General features: G+C 66.5%; 9 protein-coding genes. 7 read left to right on the top strand and 2 right to left on the bottom strand.

Features of this window, described 5'->3' with window-relative positions; translation table 11 throughout:
* The first annotated feature begins 115 nt into the window (after positions 1 to 115).
* A complete protein-coding gene (locus AC1HIY_RS00915; RefSeq protein ID WP_479574820.1) occupies positions 116 to 1,141 on the top strand; it encodes a methyltransferase in 1,026 nt (341 codons plus the stop codon).
* A gap of 40 nt (positions 1,142 to 1,181) precedes the next feature.
* Here AC1HIY_RS00915 and cls read toward each other — a convergent pair whose 3' ends face one another.
* Positions 1,182 to 2,636 carry a cardiolipin synthase gene (cls, locus tag AC1HIY_RS00920; protein ID WP_479574821.1) on the bottom strand — a complete coding sequence of 485 codons (1,455 nt, stop codon included), beginning with the start codon at positions 2,634 to 2,636 and terminating at the stop codon, positions 1,182 to 1,184.
* 288 nt (positions 2,637 to 2,924) lie between these two features.
* Between cls and AC1HIY_RS00925 the strand changes: the two genes are divergently transcribed.
* A complete protein-coding gene (locus AC1HIY_RS00925; protein WP_479574822.1) occupies positions 2,925 to 3,797 on the top strand; it encodes a ParA family protein in 873 nt (290 codons plus the stop codon).
* Between the two features lie 197 nt (positions 3,798 to 3,994).
* Here AC1HIY_RS00925 and dnaE read toward each other — a convergent pair whose 3' ends face one another.
* The gene (dnaE, locus tag AC1HIY_RS00930) at positions 3,995 to 8,848 is read right to left on the bottom strand and encodes a DNA polymerase III subunit alpha (protein WP_479574823.1); all 4,854 of its coding nucleotides are present in this window, start codon (positions 8,846 to 8,848) and stop codon (positions 3,995 to 3,997) included.
* Between the two features lie 306 nt (positions 8,849 to 9,154).
* Here dnaE and AC1HIY_RS00935 point away from each other — a divergent pair, with 306 nt between their 5' ends.
* From AC1HIY_RS00935 to AC1HIY_RS00955, 5 genes are all read left to right on the top strand, one after another.
* A complete protein-coding gene (locus AC1HIY_RS00935; protein WP_479574824.1) occupies positions 9,155 to 13,981 on the top strand; it encodes a hybrid sensor histidine kinase/response regulator in 4,827 nt (1,608 codons plus the stop codon).
* A gap of 68 nt (positions 13,982 to 14,049) precedes the next feature.
* Entirely contained in the window at positions 14,050 to 14,757 is a 708-nt protein-coding gene (locus AC1HIY_RS00940; protein ID WP_479574825.1) for a hypothetical protein, read from the top strand.
* Between the two features lie 153 nt (positions 14,758 to 14,910).
* Positions 14,911 to 15,084, top strand: coding sequence for a histone H1 (locus AC1HIY_RS00945; protein ID WP_456425623.1), 174 nt, complete (start codon positions 14,911 to 14,913; stop codon positions 15,082 to 15,084).
* A gap of 204 nt (positions 15,085 to 15,288) precedes the next feature.
* On the top strand, positions 15,289 to 16,191 hold the full coding sequence (locus tag AC1HIY_RS00950) for a DUF3078 domain-containing protein (protein WP_479574826.1): 903 nt from the start codon (positions 15,289 to 15,291) through the stop codon (positions 16,189 to 16,191).
* 9 nt (positions 16,192 to 16,200) lie between these two features.
* The coding region (locus AC1HIY_RS00955) for a tetratricopeptide repeat protein (RefSeq protein ID WP_479574827.1) at positions 16,201 to 18,200 on the top strand (2,000 nt) is incomplete at its 3' end.

Genomic DNA, 18,200 nt, shown 5'->3' on the forward strand with positions numbered 1-18,200 from the left:
CTGATCCGATCCCGGAGCGTTTGTCGTTTGAAAGAAGGAGGGCCTCCGGCACGCCGTTGGTCTTCAGCCCATGGCCCAACCCGCGTCGGAACGGCGCACTTCCCACAGAGAGACGATGAATACTCCCCTCGATCCCGGCCACATCATGCAAACCGCCACCGCCTTCTGGGCGTCCAAAGTGCTGCTCACCGCGGTGGAGCTGGATCTGTTCACCACCCTCGGAGACGGCGCGATGACGGCCCCGGAACTCGGCGACACGCTGGGTTTGCATCCGCGCGGGACGTACGACTTCTTCGACGCCCTCGTGGCCCTGAAATTCCTCGACCGGGAGGGTGACGGGCCGGAGGGACGGTACCGGAACACGCCGGAGACGGCCGCCTTTCTGGACAAGGCCGGCCCGTCGTACATCGGGGGGATGCCGGAGATGCTCAATGCGCGTCTGTTCGGGTTCTGGAACCATCTGGGCACGGCGCTGAAGACGGGCGCGCCTCAGAATGAGGTCCGGATCCACGGCAAGCCCCTGTTCGAGGAGTTGTACGCCAGCGAAGCCCGGCTCGGCCAGTTTCTGGAGGCCATGTCCGGCATTCAGGCGGCGAACTTTCACCAGCTGGCGCAGAAGTTCGACTTTTCCCGGTACCGGACGGTGAGCGACGTCGGCGGGGCGCTGGGGCTGCTCTCGCGCATCGTGGGGACGCATCACGAGCACCTGACCTTCACCACGTTCGACCTGCCGCCGGTGGCCTCGCACGCGCAAAAACACATCGGCGCGGCAGGCATGACGGATCGCATCACGGTCGTCTCGGGCGACTTCTTCGTGGACGACCTGCCTCCGGCGGACGTCATCACGATGGGCAACGTCCTGCACGACTGGAACCTCGAGAAGAAGAAAGTGCTCATCCGGAAGGCGTATGAGGCGCTTCCCGAGGGCGGGGCCTTGATCGCCATCGAGAACCTGATCGACGACGCGCGCCGGGAGAACGCCTTCGGCTTGCTGATGTCGCTCAACATGCTCATCGAGCTCGGCGACGGTTTCGATTATACGGGGGCGGACTTCCGGGCGTGGGGTTCGGAGGCCGGCTTCAGCCGCTTCGAGGTGATCCCGCTCGCCGGCCCGACGAGCGCGGCGGTCGCGTACAAGTAGTCCGCGTGTGGCCGGGCGGTCCGTGGCCGGGGGCAGCCCGCTAAAGCACAGGCGCGAGCAGGCGGGTGGTCTGCACGGCGAAGCGGAACGCGAAGGATCGGTGCGCCAGGTCGTGATGGGAGACGCGGCTCGAGCGGGCAAAGTCGGCTTCGAGCATCTCGGCCACCTCGCGGCAGAACCCGGCGTCGTTGACCAGGCAGGTCACTTCGAAGTTGAGGCGGAAGGAGCGGTTGTCGAGGTTGGCGGTGCTCACGGCGCCGTAGTCGTCATCGACGAGGAGCACCTTCTGGTGCATGAAGCCTTCCTCGTAGAGGTAGACCTTGACGCCGGCTTCTCCGACTTCGGGCAGATAGGCATAGGGCACGTATTTGAACAGGGGGTTGTCGCTTCGGCGCGGCATGAGCACGCGCACGTCTACGCCGCGCAGGGCCGCCAGCTGGAGCGCGCCGAGCACGCGCCCGTCCGGCACGAAGTACGGCGTGGCGACCCACACGCGCTGCTCGGCGCTTTCGATGGCGTGCATGAACAGCAGCCCGCACGTCTCCAGTTCGTCCGCCGGACCCGAGGCGAGCACGAGCGCGCGGCGGTCCTCCTCGTCGAAGACGGGCGTCCACCGGAGTTCCGGCGTCTCCCGGCGACCGTAATACCAGTCCCGGATGAAGGCGCGTTGAAAGCCCTGGACCGCCGGCCCGGTGACGGCCAGGTGCGTGTCGCGCCAGGGGCTGAGTCCGGGGTCTCGGCCGAGGTACTCGTCCCCCACGTTGAGGCCGCCCGCGTAGGCCCTCACCCCGTCCACGACCACGATCTTCCGGTGGTTGCGGAAGTTGAGTCGGAAGCGCCCGAGCCAGTTTCGTCGCCCGCTGAAGCTCGACACCTCGACGCCCGCCTGCCTGAGCCGGCGCACGTACCGGCGCGGCAGGCTGTGGCTGCCCACCTCGTCGTAGAGGAGGAAGACGCGCACCCCGCGCCGGGCGGCTTCGGTCAGTCGCTGCTGGAACGCCCGCCCGATCGCGTCGTCGCGGATGATGTAGAACTGGGCGAGGACATAGTCTTCGGCGGCATCGATCCCCTCGAAGATGGCCTCGAAGGTGGCGGCCCCGTCGATGAGGAGGCGCGCGCCGTTGCCCCGGGTGAAGGGATGGGTGGAGAGGTTCTGAAACGCGAGCAGTTCCCCCCGGGTGCGGGAATCGGGGGGCGGCTCGTCGTCGGAGGTCGGGGCGAGGAGCCTGCGCGGGGGAGCGGCCCCGATGAGTTGCCGCTCCACCTCGGCGTCGAAGCCGCGCAGGGCCTCGAGGTAGTCCTCGAAGTGGCTGCGCCCGAAGATCCAGTAGAGGGGCAGGGCCAGGAAAGGCATCAGCACGAGGGCGATGGCCCAGGCCGTCGCCCCCTGCGCCGTGCGCGTGTGCATGACGGCGTCGAAGGCGCTGACGAAGCCGAGCGCGTAAGCCACCGGAATCCCGATGGAGGTGATCCCCTCCCAGAACGTAGTCTCCATAAAAACACCGGGCGCGAGAAGCCCCTCTTGGTTCAGAACCCCCGAAGATACGACACGGGATGAGGAGGTGGAGCAAAAGCGCCCCGATCCGCGCGCACGCCCCCGGCGCCGCGCGGCACGAAAAGGCTCTTCCGGCGTTACAGACCGGGTCGATGATCGGATCATGGAAATCGACGCCGGGGCGCTCCGGGATCGAACGGTCCCGCTCGGGGTGATGCGCCGTAATTTTCAGGGAATGAGATCCGGTGCGCCGAAGCGCGCTTCACGCCGGGAGCCGGTCGAGGTCGGATGTGGAAGAAGCATGAAATATTCAATGCGCTGAAGGATGCGCCTGAGCCGCACGGGTCCGGGCGTCCCGCGGTGGTGACGGCGATCATCAACAACAAGGGCGGCGTGGGCAAGACGACGACGGCGGTGAGCCTGGCGGCGGCGCTCGCCGTCAAGCGAAAGGTGCTGCTCATCGACCTCGACAGCCAGTGCTCGGCCACGCTCTCGCTGGGCCTGTCCCCGCGTGACGGCGGCTCGACGCTCGCGCACGTGCTCTATCAGGATGCCTCCCTCCATCGCATCCTGCAGCCCACCGAGATCGACGGGCTCGACATGGTGGCCGGCAGCCTCGACATGGCCGAGGCCCAGCAGATGCTCGCCTATCGCCGCATGCCGCAGATGCGTCTCCGCTGGGCCCTCGAAACGGTGACCCCCCTCTACGACCTCATCCTCTTCGACTGCCCGCCCTCGTTCTCGCTCATCTCCCACAATGCCCTCGTCGCCGCAGACCGCTTCATCGTCCCGGTGACCCCTCACTTCCTCGGCGTCGAAGGGCTCGTCAACCTCATGCAGACCCTCGACCGCGTGCGCGATCCCCGCATGCCGATGGCGGAACTGTGGGGCCTCGTGCTGACGATGGTCGATCCCCGGCGCAGGGTGACGCGCGAGGTGGTGGCCCTCGTGCGCGAGCGCTTCGGCGACCGCGTCTTTCGGACGGAGATCCCGGTGAGCGTGCGCCTGGCCGAAGCGCCGGGACAGGGGCGCTCGATCTTCGAACATGCGCTCGACTCCCGCGCGGCGCATGCCTACTGGCAACTCGCCAAGGAAGTGCTCCATCGGGACCGCCTCAGCCGGAGCCGCCGAAACTATGCGCCGGCGGCCCGGATGGCCTGAGGCGGCTTCTGCCCCATGCTTGCCCGTTCGCACCGGTCCGGCGCAAGCTGAAGGGGTCGGCTGCCGTTCCCCGAAAAAACCATCCGACGCTGCACCGGAGGCTTAAGGCGTTGGTCCATCGGAGGATGCCGGAGCCGGGAGGGTCGTGAACGAACGGGCGAGCACCGCCTCGAAGGCGTCGTCCCGTTCCCGCGGCCTCACGCTTCGCCTTCGAGCATCACGTTCTCCGGGCCGAAGAGCCGGGACATGCCGTGCATCAGTTCGGGCGTGGGTTCGACCACGAAGGTGCGGCTGTGGATGCGTCGGGGGTGCGGCAGGTCGTCGGCTTCGATCTCGAAGTAAAGCTTGCAGCCGCCCCGGTTGGCGTCGCAGAGGTCGCGGAGCTGCTCGATCTGCGCGACCTCCGCGTGGTCCACGTTCACGCGGAGCACGATGGCCTTGACGAGTTGTTCGCGCACCTTCCACATCGGCGTGATCTCGTTGACGAGGATCTTCACGCTGCCGCCCCGCAGTTCCACCTGACCGCGCACGAGCACCACCTCGTCCACCTTGAGGTACTGCTGAAAGAGGTCGTATTGCCGGGAGAAGCAGACCAGTTCGGCCTGTCCGGTGAAATCTTCGAAGGTGGCGAAGGCGAAGGGCTTGCCGGCTTTGGTGGTGCGATGCTGCACGTCGGTGATGATGCCGCAGAAGCTGTGCCGGGGCCGGGCGTCGCGCCCGGAATAGCCGTTGCGCCCGTTGGAGCCGTGCTCGTCGGCGTCGTCGAGGCCAAGGTCGTCGATGCGCCCGATCCGGGCGGAGGCGAAGGCGCGGGCCTCGGCCGCGTACGCTTCGAGCGGATGGCCGGAGACGTAGAAGCCGATGACCTCTCGCTCCTCCTTGAGGATCTTTGCGCGCGGCCACGGCTCGGCGACGGGCAGGTTCGGCTCCATGGCCATGCCGCCCGTGGCCGAGCCGCCGAAGAGCGAGTTCTGCCCGGCGGCGAGGTCCGCCTGCACCTTCTGCGCGTACTGCATCGCGGCATCGACCGCCTCGACGAGCTGGGCGCGGCGCCCTTCGAGGTCGTCGAGCGCGCCGGCCCGGGCGAGACTCTCGACGGCTTTCTTGTTGACGGCGCGCAGGTCGAGGCGTTTCGTGAAGCCGAAGAGCGTGGTGAACGGCCCGTGCCTGTCGCGCGCCTTGAGGATCGCCTCGATGGCCCCGAGGCCTACGCCCTTGATCGCGCCGAGGCCGAAGCGGATCTTGCCGCCTTCGACGGTGAAGGGCGCCTGGCTGTGGTTGATCGACGGCGGAAGCATGGCGATGCCGAGGTGACGGGCCTCTTCGAGCACGACGGCGAGCTTCTTCGTGTCGCCCATCTCGTTCGTCATCGCCGCGGCCATGAACTCCGGCGGATAGTGGGCCTTCAGGTAGGCCGTCTGATACGCGACGATGGAGTAGGCGGCGCTATGGCTGTTGTGGACGATCAGCCCGTCGGCCACGAAGTTGTGATCTTCTTCGACGGTGAGGTCATACGTGTCCTGCACCCCCAGCGGCGTGATGCTTTTGATGGTGTCCCAGAAGACGTCCGCATGGGCGATGGCGTGCAGGCGCACCGAGCCAAAGAAGGCGGCCAGGTGGGCGAGCGTCGAGCGACGGAACCCTTTTTTCCCTTTCGACCCGCGTCCCTGGAACGCTTTCATCGCGACGCCGGAACGGGCTTCCAGCGCGCGCCAGGTTAGCCCGGCGGCCCGGCGCTCGGCATCCACCCAGGCACGGACGGCAGCCGGGATGGTGTCTTTGCTCGTCTGTCCCCGTGCGGTGGAAGCGATGTGGCGGCGGAGGCGGGCCACCTGTTCGTCGCGACCGACGAGGTGAGGGGCGATGCGTTCGAGGAAGGCCGGCAGCACGCCTTCCCCCACCGGATGCACCGTCCAGCCCGTCCGCGTCGTGCCCCGATAGCGGAACGTCTTGCGGTGGAGCGTGCTCACGATCCCGAGGCGGAGCAGGAGGGTTTGCACGTCGCGGGCCAGTCGTTCCGACGAGGTGGCGTAATAGGGCGTGAACCGACCTTCTCCGGCGACGAAGCCGTCGCCGGACCACAGCCGTCCGAGGAACAGGGCGACGTCGTCGTCGCACAGGGTGAACACCTCGGCGGGGATGCTTTTCTCCGTCGCTTTCTTGCCCGTGATGCCGAGCCGTTCGGCCCAACGGAAAGCGCCGGATCGGGCGGGCGCCTTCGGGCGAACCTTCACCCCTCTTTTGTTCCACGGAATCTGACCGGCGCAGAAGCGGGTGTCCCGTCCGGTGCTGACGCATACCTCGAAGCGGCCGTTGGCACGCCGGTCGAGGCGGGCGACCGTGTCCGGGAAATGCTCGACGTGGCGGGCGAAGTCCTCCACCTGTTCCCGGTCGTTGCTGTAGAAGTAGAGGCAGGTGGGGTGGCACGTATTGCCTTCGGCCAGGAGGTGCGCCAGCGTGATGAGGGTGTGCCGGGGCCACGAGGCACGGGTGGCGACGGGCAGCCGCCGCGGCGCGGCGATCCGGTCGCCGGGCTTCAGGTCGGCCAGGTGGGTCCAGCCGTTGAGCGTGCGGAAAGGGTGGTTGCCGGTGGCGACGATGCGCTTGCCGAGGGCCGTGCGCAGCTCGAAGACGGGGCGGCGGCCGTTCCAGACGACATCCGTCACCCGGCGGGGATGCAGCCGGGCGTCCTCGCCGAGAGCATGGATGGTGAAGGACGCCCGTGTGCGAAAGAGGTCTTCGACCGTGGTGCGCCGGCCCGTCGCGGCGTCGAGGATCTCCGTCTCGCCCGCCACGCACTTGTTGAAACCATAGCCCGCGAACTTGGCCATCATGTCGAAGACTTCGTGGGCCGTCTGTTCCGCGACGCCCCGCTCCTTCGCGCCCTCGACGAAGATGACGCGCTGCTTGTCCATCTCGGCCTGCTTTTTCTTCCCCATCGCGCGTCTGAGCAGGTCCGCGCCGCCGAGCGTATAGCCGCCCATCACCTGCGCCATCTGCATCACCTGCTCCTGATAGACCGGGATGCCGTACGTCGGCTTGAGGATCTCTTCGAGCATGGGATGCGGGTACTCCACCGGCTCGCGTCCGTGCTTCCGGGCGATGTAGTTCGGGATGAGGTCCATCGGGCCGGGACGGTAAAGCGCGTTCATCGCGATGAGGTCGTCCACGCTCGTGGGCCGGAGCTTGCGCAGCCACTCGCGCATGCCGGAGGATTCGAACTGAAAGACGGCCACCGTGTCGCCGCGTTGAAAGAGTTCGAACGTCTTCGCGTCGTCGAGCGGGATCGCGTCGAGGTCGATCTCGACGCCGTGGTTGTCCCGGATGAGCGTGAGCGCGTCTTTGAGGACGGTGAGCGTCTTGAGGCCGAGGAAGTCCATCTTCAGCAGCCCGAACTTCTCGATCCACTTGCCGTCGTACTGCGTGGTGACCACGTCTTCGGCGCCGGACTTGCCGCGGGCGATGGAGATGGGGACGTAGTCGCTCACCTTGCCGGGGGCGATGATGACGCCGGCGGCGTGCACGCCCGTGTGCCGGGCCGAGCCTTCGAGCACCTTCGCGTAGTGGATGAGCTTGCGGATCTGCGGGTCCGCGTGATCCTGGAGGCGGCGGAACTCGGGCGCCTCTTTCATCGCCGTCTCGAGGGTGACCTTCGGCCCTTCCGGGATGAGCTTGGCGATGCGGTCGGCCTCGGAGAGCGGGATGCTCAGCACGCGGGCCACGTCGCGGATGACCGAGCGCGGGCCCATCGTGCCGAAGGTGATGATCTGGCAGACGCTCTCGCGCCCGTATTTCTGCACCACGTAGTCGATCACCCGGCCGCGTCCCCGGTCGTCGAAGTCGATGTCGATGTCCGGCATCGAGATGCGATCGGGGTTGAGAAAGCGTTCGAAGAGGAGGTCGTACTTGAGCGGGTCGATGTTGGTGATGCCGAGGCAGTAGGCGACGGCGCTCCCGGCGGCCGAGCCGCGGCCGGGCCCCACCGAGACGCCGAGCTCGCGCGCCGCCGTGGTGAAATCCTGCACGATGAGGAAATACCCGGCGTAGCCCATCTTCCGGATGACGGCGAGCTCGTATTCGAGTCGTTCGACGACGTGTCCGGGCATCTCCGGGTAGCGCCGGCGGGCCCGTTCGAAGACGAGGTGCCGGAGGTAGGCGTCCATGTCGTTGCCGAAGGCCTCCGGGATGGGATAATGCGGCATGAGCAACTCGTCCATCGGAAGCTCAAGGTTGCACTTGCCGGCGATCTCGAGCGTGTTGGCGAGCGCCTGCGTGACGACGTCGCGTTCGAGGTCGCCCAGGGCGGTCTCCATCTCGGCGGCGCTCTTCAGGTAGAACTGCGTGCCGTCGAAGCGCATCCGGTTCGGGTCGTAAAAATCCTTGCCCGTCTGCAGGCACAGCAGCACGTCCTGCGCGGCGGCGTCTTCCTCGTCCACGTAGTGCACGTCGTTCGTGGCGACGACCTTCACGCCGTATTCTTTCGCCCACCGGACGAGCACGGCGTTGCATCGCTTCTGATCCTCGATGTCGTGGTCCTGAAGCTCGATGTAATAGTCGTCGCCGAAGATGTCGAGGTACGTTTCGAAGACGGCGCGGGCGGCGTCCTCACCCCGCTTGAGGATGGTCTGGAGCACCTCGCCCTGGAGGCAGCACGTCGTGGCGATGAGTCCTTCGCTGTGGCGGCGCAACGTCTCCTTGTCGATGCGGGGCTTGTAATAATAGCCGTCCGTGTACGAGAGCGACGAGAGCCGGATCAGGTTGCGATACCCCTCGAGGTTTTTGGCGAGCAGCACCTGATGATAGCGCGTGCGGTCGGACTTGTCGGCCATGCCCTGCGGCGTCACGTAAAACTCGCACCCGATGATGGGCTGAATGCCGTTCTTCTTCGCCGTCGTGTAGAATTCGGGAACGCCGAAGAGGTTGCCGTGGTCGGTGATGGCGACGGCGGGCATCTCGAGGGCGGCGGCTTTGCCGAGCAACGTCTTGATGCGCGCGGCTCCGTCGAGGAGCGAGTACTGGGTGTGGCAATGGAGATGACTGAACTCGCACATACGGATCGATGACGGCTGAAGGGTGTGAGAACGAGGGGCGGGTCGGCGACTTTCTCTCTCATCCAAAATCAACCATGGAGGATCCCAATATCAACCGATGTGGATATCTTGTGCATCGTCGCCCGCGCGCGCGGCTTCCGGGGCGGTCCGATTGTTGCAAAGGGCATAACATGCTAATACAGGAGGGCTTGAGGAGGTCGGGAAGGTCATTTTTTCCGGAGGGCCTTCTTTTTTTTCCCCGAAGAGCAAAAGGCGTATTAGCTGCACCGGTTGTTTCACCCATCGATCCGGTAGTGCGTTGGCGCCATGAGACTTCACCGCATCCTGGTGTTGGTTCTGTTGCTGGGCGGTCTGTTCCGTTCGAGCTTTGGCCAACGCTATCAGTTCGACATCTACACCATCGAGGACGGGCTGGCGCAGTCGCAGCCGGTCAGCATCTATCAGAGCCGTTCCGGCTATCTGTGGGTCGGCACGTTCGGGGGCGGGCTGAGCCGCTTCGACGGTCGGACGTTCGTTAATTTCTCCATGCGGGACGGGCTGGCCTCGAGCGTCGTTCAGGGCATTGCGGAGGATCCCTCGGGCATGCTCTGGTTTGCCACGAGCAGGGGCGTGAGCCGGTACGACGGCGTTCATTTTTCCACGGTGGATCTCGGTATTCCGGCGCAACGCATCTATGCCGTGATGGCGGATGCAGCGGGCACGCTCTGGTTCGGCACGGAGCATGACGGCGTCGTGCGGTATGACGGCCGGACGACGTCTTCGCTCACGACGAAGGACGGGCTGGCCTCGGAAACGGTCTATGCGCTTTTGCAAACGTCGGAGGGGACCGTCTGGATAGGGACCGGAGAGGGGCTGTGTCGCGCCGAAGGGGACGACCTCCATTGCTTCACCGAAGCCGACGGACTGCCTTCCTCGGTGGTCCGGAAGCTGGCCGAGGACCGGAGCGGACGGCTGTGGATCGGCGCCGGCGACGGGCTGCTGACCTACGACGGGCAACGCTTTGCGCGCTTCTCGGCTCCGGCGCTCGCGGATCGGACCGTCCGGTCGCTGGTGGTGGATCGGGCCGATCGGGTATGGGTCGGCACCCGGCAGGGCCTGTTCAGCATCGACGGGGAGCACATAGAGCACTATTCCAAAAGCAGCGGGCTGCCGCAGAACATCTGGGGCTTGCACGAAGATCGGGAGGGCAACCTGTGGATCGGGCTTGACGGCGTCGGCCTCGCGCGCTTCTCCCGGTCGCCGTTCTTGCTCTTCAACGAGGAGCACGGCCTGGCCACGAAAGGGGTGTGGTCGATGGTGGAGGATCGGCAGGGGAGGATCTGGTTCGGCACCGACGGCGGCGGCCTCTCGCGCTATGACGGAGAGTCCTTCACGACTTTCACCACGGCCGACGGACTGGTCGACAACACCATCGTCGCATCGATGGAAGACGAGGACGGCGTCCTCTGGTTCGGCACTACGCGGGGCCTCAGCCGGTACGACGGCAAACGTTTCACCACCTTTTATCCGGATAGCCTGTGGGGCGACGTGTGGTCGCTCACTTCGGACGGAAGCGGCGCGCTGTGGGTGGGGACGGCGAGCGACGGCTTGTTCCGCTTCAAAGGCGAGCGCATGGAGCATTTCACAACGAGCGACGGCCTTCCGGACGAGCGGATCTATTCCCTTCACGCGGCCCGTGACGGCGCGCTCTGGATCGGCACGCGCAAGGGGCTGGCACGGTACGCCGACGGGCGTTTTACGACCTATACCACCGCCGACGGACTCGGATACGATGAGGTGAGCTTCATCACGGAAGACGACGAGGGGCAACTCTGGGTCGGCACCTACGGCGGAGGGCTCACCCACGTTATCCCGCCCGGGCAGCCCGGCGGCCCGCATTTCCGGATCATCTCCGTCGAAGACGGGCTCAACGACGACCACATTATGAGCATGGTCTTCGATGCCGGAGACAACCTCTGGGCGTGCACCAACCTGGGGCTGAACCGCCTCGACGTGCCGCGCTTCAAGCGCACCGGCGAGCTGCCCATCGAGCAGTATGGCGTGGCCGAAGGGTTCGCCGGGCGCGAGTGCAACTCCGGGTCGGTGCTTCGCGACAGCCGGGAGCGCCTCTGGTTCGGCACCGTCAAGGGCGTCACGCAATACACGCCGGGGCAGCAGTTCGTCAACCCGTACGAACCCCGGACGCACATCTCCCGGGTCCGGCTCTTCTTCGGGAAGGTGGACTGGACGCCGTATGCCGAGGGCATCGAACCCGGTTCGGCGCTTCCGGTCCACCTGCGCCTGCCCTACGACAAGAACTCCATCACGTTCGACTACGTCGGCATCAACCTGACGCAGCCGCGCGAGGTGAGCTATCAGTATCAGCTCGTCGGGGCGGACGAGACCTGGACGCCGGTCACGCGCGAGACCTCCGCCACATACGCCAACCTGCCCCCGGGCCGGTACACGTTCCGCGTGCGGGCCGCCAACGGCAGCGGCGTGTGGAACAGCACGCCGACGAGCTTCAGCTTCGTCATCACCCCGCCGTTCTGGCGCACGGCGTGGTTCTATCTCCTGTCGGGGCTGTTCGTGCTGGGCAGCGGCTATGTCTTCGTGCAGGGCCGTGAACGCAAGCTGCGGCAGAACCAGCAGCACCTCGAAGCGAAGGTGGCGGTCCGCACGCGGGAATTGCGAGAGGAGAAGGAGAAGGTGGAGGCCGTCAATGAACAGCTGAAGTTGCTCTCGCTCGTCGCCCGCGAGACGGACAACATTGTCATCATCGCCGACGCTTCGGGACGCATCGAATGGATCAATGAGGCGATGGCGCGGATCGGGGGGTATACCCTGGAGACGCTGCGCCGCGAGGTGGGAGAGACCCTCACGGACATCTATCGAAACGCCGAACTGGAAGCGGCCATGCGGAAGGCTGTGAAAGAGGGGGCCTCCAGCGTGTTCGAATCGAAGCTTCGGAGAAAGGACGGCACCGAAATATGGGTTTCTTCGACGCTGAGCCCCATCCAGGATGAACATGGGCGGGTGGAGAAGTTGGTCATCATCGATGCGGACATTACGCGGCAGAAGACGCTCGAACGCGCCCTGGTCGATGCGCGCGAGGCGGCGCTGGAGGCGGCCCGCGCCAAGAGCGACTTCCTGGCGAACATGAGCCACGAGATCCGCACGCCCATGAACGGCGTCATCGGTATGACCAGCCTCTTGCTCGACACCGAACTGACGCCCGAACAGCTCGAATTCGTGCAGGTCATCCGCAACAGCGGCGACACCCTGCTGTCCATCATCAACGACATCCTGGACTTCTCGAAGATCGAGGCGGGCAAGATCGAACTGGAGGAGCAGGCCTTCGAGCTACACGAGGTCGTGGAAGAGGCGCTCGAGCTGGTGGCGACGAAAGCCGCCGAGAAAGGGCTGGAGCTGGCGCACCTGATCGAGGACAACGTGCCGGCCGCCGTCCGAGGCGACGTGACGCGGGTGCGGCAGGTGCTCATCAACCTGCTCTCGAACGCCGTCAAGTTTACCGACCGTGGGGAGGTCGTCGTCCTGCTCGACGCCGAACCGACCGAAGCGTCACGCTGCCGCATCCACGTCGCCGTGCGGGACACCGGCGTCGGCATCCCCGCCGACCGCCTCGACCGCCTCTTCGAGTCCTTCAGCCAGGTCGATGCCTCCACGACGCGCAAGTACGGCGGCTCGGGGCTGGGACTGGCCATCAGCAAACGACTGGTGGAACTGATGGGCGGGACGATGTGGGTCGAGAGTGAGGAAGGCGTAGGGTCCACGTTTCATTTCAACATCGAGGTCGAGGCCTTGCCGCCGGCTCCGCGTGTGGACAGGCGGTTCTCGGGCGTCGAAGCGCTGGCCGGGAAACGCATCCTGATCGTGGACGACAACCTGGTCAACCGCCGGATGCTCACCCTGCAACTGGGTCGCTGGGACATGAAGCCGACGGCGGTGGCTACCGGGCGGGAGGCGCTCGCCCGCATCGATGAAGGCGAGCGCTTCGACGCCGCTTTGCTCGACATGCAGATGCCCGGCATGGATGGGGTCATGCTGGCGACCGAACTGCGCCGGCGTGCGCCGACGGCTTCGTTGCCGATCGTCATCCTCAGCTCGATGGGGCAACGCGCCTATGATGAGGAACTCGACCTCGTGGCGTGGCTCACCAAACCCATCAAGAAACGCCGTCTCCTCAATTCGCTGCTCACGGCCCTTCAGCCCGGCGCCCATCCCCTCCTCGCGGCCCGAACGGGCACGTTCGACGCCGAGATGGCGAAACGACAGCCGCTGCGCATCCTCATCGCCGAAGACAATGCGGTCAATCAGAAAGTGATTCGCCAGTTCCTGGAGCGCATGGGGTACGTGGCCGACGCCGTCGCTAACGGCCTGGAGGTGCTCGAGGCGCTCCGGCAGAGCCGCTATGACGTCGTGCTCATGGACGTTCAGATGCCGGAGATGGACGGCCTCGAAGCCACCCGCCGCATCCGGGAAGATTATGGCCCCGAACGCCGGCCGTACATCGTCGCCATCACCGCCAACGCGACGCACAGGGACCGGGAGGTATGCCTCGAGGTCGGCATGGACGATTATATCAGCAAGCCGGTGCGCGTGCCCGAATTGGAAGCTGCGTTGGCGCGATGCCGGAAGAGCGACGAGGTCGGCGGAAAGCCGGAATGGGCCGGGACGCCGGAGCCGGAAGGGCAGGAGAACGCTTCGGCCACGACGAACGAAGTACGCCTGAATCTGTCGCGCCTGGAGGAGGCAACGGGCGACGATCCGGTGTTCGTGCGGGAAGTGCTGCAGACCTACCTGGATGCAACGCCCGATCTGATCGATGCGCTGTGGACCGCCTATGCCGCCGACGACATGGAAGGGCTGGCGCGGGCGGCGCACGCGCTCAAGTCGAGCAGCCGCACCTGCGGCGCGGATCACCTCGCCGAACTGTGCCGGAAGATCGAAGAAAAGAGCCGGACGGACGATCAAAGCGAACTCCTGCGCCTGGTGGAGGCGGCGGCCGACCACTTCGAGCGCGTGTGCCGCGCCATGGAGGCGCGCATCAACGGCGCCGGTCGGCGCGCCGGCGCGGACCGGCGACGGCGCGGCTTCGGCAGCGGCGCCGCTTCGATGCCGGACCCCGTCTGACGAAGCCCGGTGAACCCGGAGCCGCGCGAGGCGTTGTAGGGGCGCATTTTTACGCCCCAACCTGTCTCATGGCCGAACCCCTCTATCTGCTTTACATCGACCGCGCGCATCAGGCCGACCCGCTGTTCTGGCAGGGGTTGGCCCGCGCGCTCGCTTCGGCCGGGGCGCGCCTGCCGCGCTGCCTGCTCCTGCACGGCAGCGGCGAGCGGCTCGCGCGCATGTTCGAAGCGCAAGGGCTCGTCTACGGCGCGCCCGGCATGGCCCCGCCGCCGGCGCTCCTCGAGCGGGTGATGCGGGAGGAGACCCGCCGCATCGTAGGCGTGCTCACCGACGCCGGAGTGGCCGCCGTGGGGTTTCAGGGCACGGACCGCCGTTTGCTTCGCCCCTCGGATGCGGGCGGCGTCGTCGCCGGTGGGGCGGCGTGGGTGCGCGACCTCACGGCCCGGCAGGTCGTCCCGGTGGTCTCCACGCTCGTGCGCGGGGCCGACGGCGAGGCGCGCGAAGCTGCGACGGTCGAGGCGGCCTGCGCCTTCGCTAAAGCCCTGAAAACAGAAGAGGTGCGAACCGTGTTCTTCACGCCGACCAACCGGCCCGGTCTGATTGATGCGGGCGCCATACGGGCGTCGATCCGGGCGGCGGAGCTGCCCACTTCCGGCGCATCGTCCGAGCCCGAAGCGGTGCGGCGCGTCGTCGCGGCGGGCGGCCTCGCGTGGCTGACCAGCCCCATCGGCTTCATCGATGAGCGGGGGCCGCAGGGCACCCGTGTGATTTCGTAGAATCAACAAATATTGCGATTTTAGCCCCAAAACACGGCAATTTGCTTGACACCCGCCTCGGGGTGCAGTAAGTTTCGTCCGGATTTCAGAGAAGCCGGAGGCTTTTTTCCATCAAACAGGACACGTGCCACCCAAACCCAGGAGGACATACAGATGAGTAAATTCGAACAACTGCGCAACTTCGTTGCCGAACTCGAAGCCGACTTCGAGAAGTTCTACGAGAAAGGCAACAAGGCTGCCGGCACGCGTGTTCGCAAGGCCATGCAGGAACTGAAGAAAATGGCGCAAGACATCCGTGTCGACATTCAGTCGAAGAAAAACGACTGATCGTCTTTTCAAGGCTTCATACAAAAAGGCTGTGCTCTCGGGCGCAGCCTTTTTGTATGAAGATCGCCCATGCCTCGTGTGATATTGATCCGGACAGGGGGCAAAGCGGCGAATTTGCTTCATGGACGGGCTTTTCTCCGCTTCGGCACGGGGTTCGCCGTGGTTCCGGGGATGCGCTTCCTTCTCCCAGCCTCAGAGGATGACATGATCACGTTACGATTCCGTTGGCTCATTTTTGCCGTCGCGCTCATGGGCGCGCGTCCGGCGCGCGTCCGGGCGCAGGACGCCGATTCGGCGAAAACCTGGCAGACGAACGTTCTCGGCAACCTCGCCGCCACGCAGGTCGGCTTCCAGAACTGGCAGGGCGGCGGCGTCAATTCCCTGGCGGTGAGCGCCGGCATTGACGGCACGGCGGAGCGCGTCACGGATCAGTGGCAGCAGAAGTACGAGATGCGGCTGGCCCTCGGCGTCGTCAAACAGGATACGCTCGATTTTCGAAAAGCGGAAGACATCATCCGGCTCGCGGCCAACCTCCAGTATACGGGCGACGGTCTCTTCGGCCGTTTCAACCCGACCCTCGCGGCTTCCATCCGGACACAGTTCACCGAAGGATTCAATTTCGACAAGGATCCCCTTTTCGAGATCCACCCGGTCGGGGAGAAACGAATGCCGCCGGTCAAGGTGTCGGATCTCTTCAGCCCGGCGACGCTTCAGCAATCGATCGGCCTGACGTATGATCCGAACCCCTGGTTCACGCACCGGTTCGGCGTGGCGGCCAAGGAGACCATCGTCGCCATCGAGCGGCTGCGGGCGCTCTACGGCGTCGACCCGGCGGACGCCGTGCGCCTCGAACTCGGTCTCGAATCCGTCACGGAGATCGATCGCGAGGTGTTCGAAAACGTGCGGTACAAATCCACGCTCGGGCTCTTTGCGACGTTCAACAAGGCCGAGACGCCGGACATGCTGTGGGAGAACCTGGTCAGCATGAAGGTGAATGCGTGGCTCCACGTAAACTTCGAGTTCGTGGCGCTGTTCGACAATGACATCAGCGACCGGATACAGTTTAAGGAAGTGCTTTCGGTCGGCGTCTCGTTTCTTCTGATCTGACCCCGGTCTATGGCGCAGCCCGCAACCCGCCCCCGCTTCGCATGGCGCCGGCTCCGGTCGACGCCGGGGCTTTATGCGGCGCTGTGCGTGGCGCTGTGGCCGTTCCCGCTGCTGAACATTCTGCACGTCGAGTCGGCGGCGGTGGTGGCGGGGGTCGCCTTCTTTGCCGCCGGGTGGGCGGCGCTCGGCCGGTTCGACCGGGGCGGCGCATTCGGGCGCGTGCTCGGGGGGCAGCTCGCCGCGCTGGCGGTTCCGTGGGCGCTCCTCACCGTCACGCTCCTGTGGACGCCGAACTGCGGCTATGCGCAGGGGGTGATGTTCTTCGTGCTCTTCGCCGGGGGCAGCGTCGTGCTGGCCGTGGCGCTCGCCTATGCGCTCGCCGGGACGCGCCGGCGGCGGAAAAAGGCGATCTTCACGCTCGTCGGCCTCGCGGTCCTTGTGCTCACGCCGCTCTACGACCTCGGGCTGCACCCGCAGTTTTATCACTATAATCACCTCTTCGGCGGCGTCCTCGGGCCGATCTACGACGAGGAACTGGCGATCCGCCCCGGCCTGTTCGTCTTTCGCGGGCTCTCGATGCTGTGGGCGGGGCTGCTCTTCGGCGCCGGGCGGTGGCTGCGGACGCGGCGCGACGGGCGCGGGAGACGGGCGCTCAGCGCTTCGGCGATGCCGGCGATGCTCATCGGGCTGTGCTATCTCTTTCCGGGGCCGCTCGGGATCAACACGCCGGAGGGCTACCTTCAGCGGGCGCTCGGCGGCGCGCTTCACACGGCGCACTTCGACCTCTATTATGCGCCCGGCTCGATCGACGCCGACGACCTCGCGGCGCTGGCCGAGGAGCACGAATACCGGTATGCGCGGCTGGCCGAACGGCTCGGCGCCGAACCTCGCGGGCGCGTCGCGAGCTACCTCTATCCCGACGCCGACACGAAGGCGCGGCTCATCGGTGCGCGGCGCACGAACGTCGCGCCGGTGTGGCTCCGACGCCCGCAGACCCACGTCCTCCTCGAAGACTTCGACGCCGTCTTCGCGCACGAGCTGGCCCACGTCTTCTCCCGTCCGTTCGGCCTCCCGGTGATCCGCGCGTCGCTTTCGGTGGGGCTCGTGGAGGGGTTTGCCGTGGCGATGGAGCCGCCCGACGGTCTGCCCACGCCGCACGAACAGGTGCTCTCGGCGGCGCTCCACCGCACGGGCGGCGACCTCTCGGCGCTCACGCTCGCCGACGACCTCGCCCCGCGTCTCTCGCCGCTCGGATTCTGGACGGGCCGGAGCGCCGTCTCGTACACCACCATGGGCTCGTTCGTCGGATACCTCCTCGAAGCCTATGGCGCGGAGCGCTTCGAGCGGGTCTATGCGCGCGCCGACTTCGAGGCGGTCTATGGCCGCACGGCGCGGGCGCTCGCCGGGGAATGGCAGGCGTTTCTGACGCGGCTGCCGGTGGTGTCGCGCGCGGCGGCTCCGCTGGCCGAGGCCCGTTTCGCCGTGCCGTCGCTCTTCGAAAAGCGATGCCCGCACTACGTGCCCGTCTATCGCCGCCGGTACCGGGAAGGCGTGAAGGCGCTCGCCGGCGGCGACACGACGCGGGCGCTGGCGAAGCTCGACGACGCCCTCGCCCGCCGCCCGGACTACCTGCCCGCCCTCGACGTGTGGGCCGTGGTCATGCTCGCCCGGAACGCGCCGGAAGCCGTGACCGCCCGCCTCGACACGATGGCCGTAGCGCGGCGCGTGCCCGCCCTCGCCCTGCGCCTCGGCGACGCCTATGCGATGACGGCGCGGCCCGACTCCGCCCGCGCGCGATACGAGGCGGCATACCGGGGCCTGCCTCTCTACGCCCACGAAGCCGCCGCCGGCCTGGTCCTCCGGAAATCCCTTGCCGAATACCCCGGAGTTGTGCGAATATTGGTCGCGCCCGATTCGGCGGCGCGGCAGGCCGAGCGGCTCTCGGCGTGGGCCGGGCGCATGCCCGCCGCCCGTGTGATGGAGGCGCTTCGGTGGGAGGCGGCGGGCCG

This window comes from Rhodocaloribacter sp., assembly GCF_056451265.1.

Bases quoted from the DNA above. Each gene is read 5' to 3' on its own strand.
- AC1HIY_RS00915 (WP_479574820.1), top strand. From the start codon at position 116: ATGAATACTCCCCTCGATCCCGGCCACATCATGCAAACCGCCACCGCC.
- cls (WP_479574821.1), bottom strand. From the start codon at position 2,636: ATGGAGACTACGTTCTGGGAGGGGATCACCTCCATCGGGATTCCGGTG.
- AC1HIY_RS00925 (WP_479574822.1), top strand. From the start codon at position 2,925: ATGTGGAAGAAGCATGAAATATTCAATGCGCTGAAGGATGCGCCTGAG.
- dnaE (WP_479574823.1), bottom strand. From the start codon at position 8,848: ATGTGCGAGTTCAGTCATCTCCATTGCCACACCCAGTACTCGCTCCTC.
- AC1HIY_RS00935 (WP_479574824.1), top strand. From the start codon at position 9,155: ATGAGACTTCACCGCATCCTGGTGTTGGTTCTGTTGCTGGGCGGTCTG.
- AC1HIY_RS00940 (WP_479574825.1), top strand. From the start codon at position 14,050: ATGGCCGAACCCCTCTATCTGCTTTACATCGACCGCGCGCATCAGGCC.
- AC1HIY_RS00945 (WP_456425623.1), top strand. From the start codon at position 14,911: ATGAGTAAATTCGAACAACTGCGCAACTTCGTTGCCGAACTCGAAGCC.
- AC1HIY_RS00950 (WP_479574826.1), top strand. From the start codon at position 15,289: ATGATCACGTTACGATTCCGTTGGCTCATTTTTGCCGTCGCGCTCATG.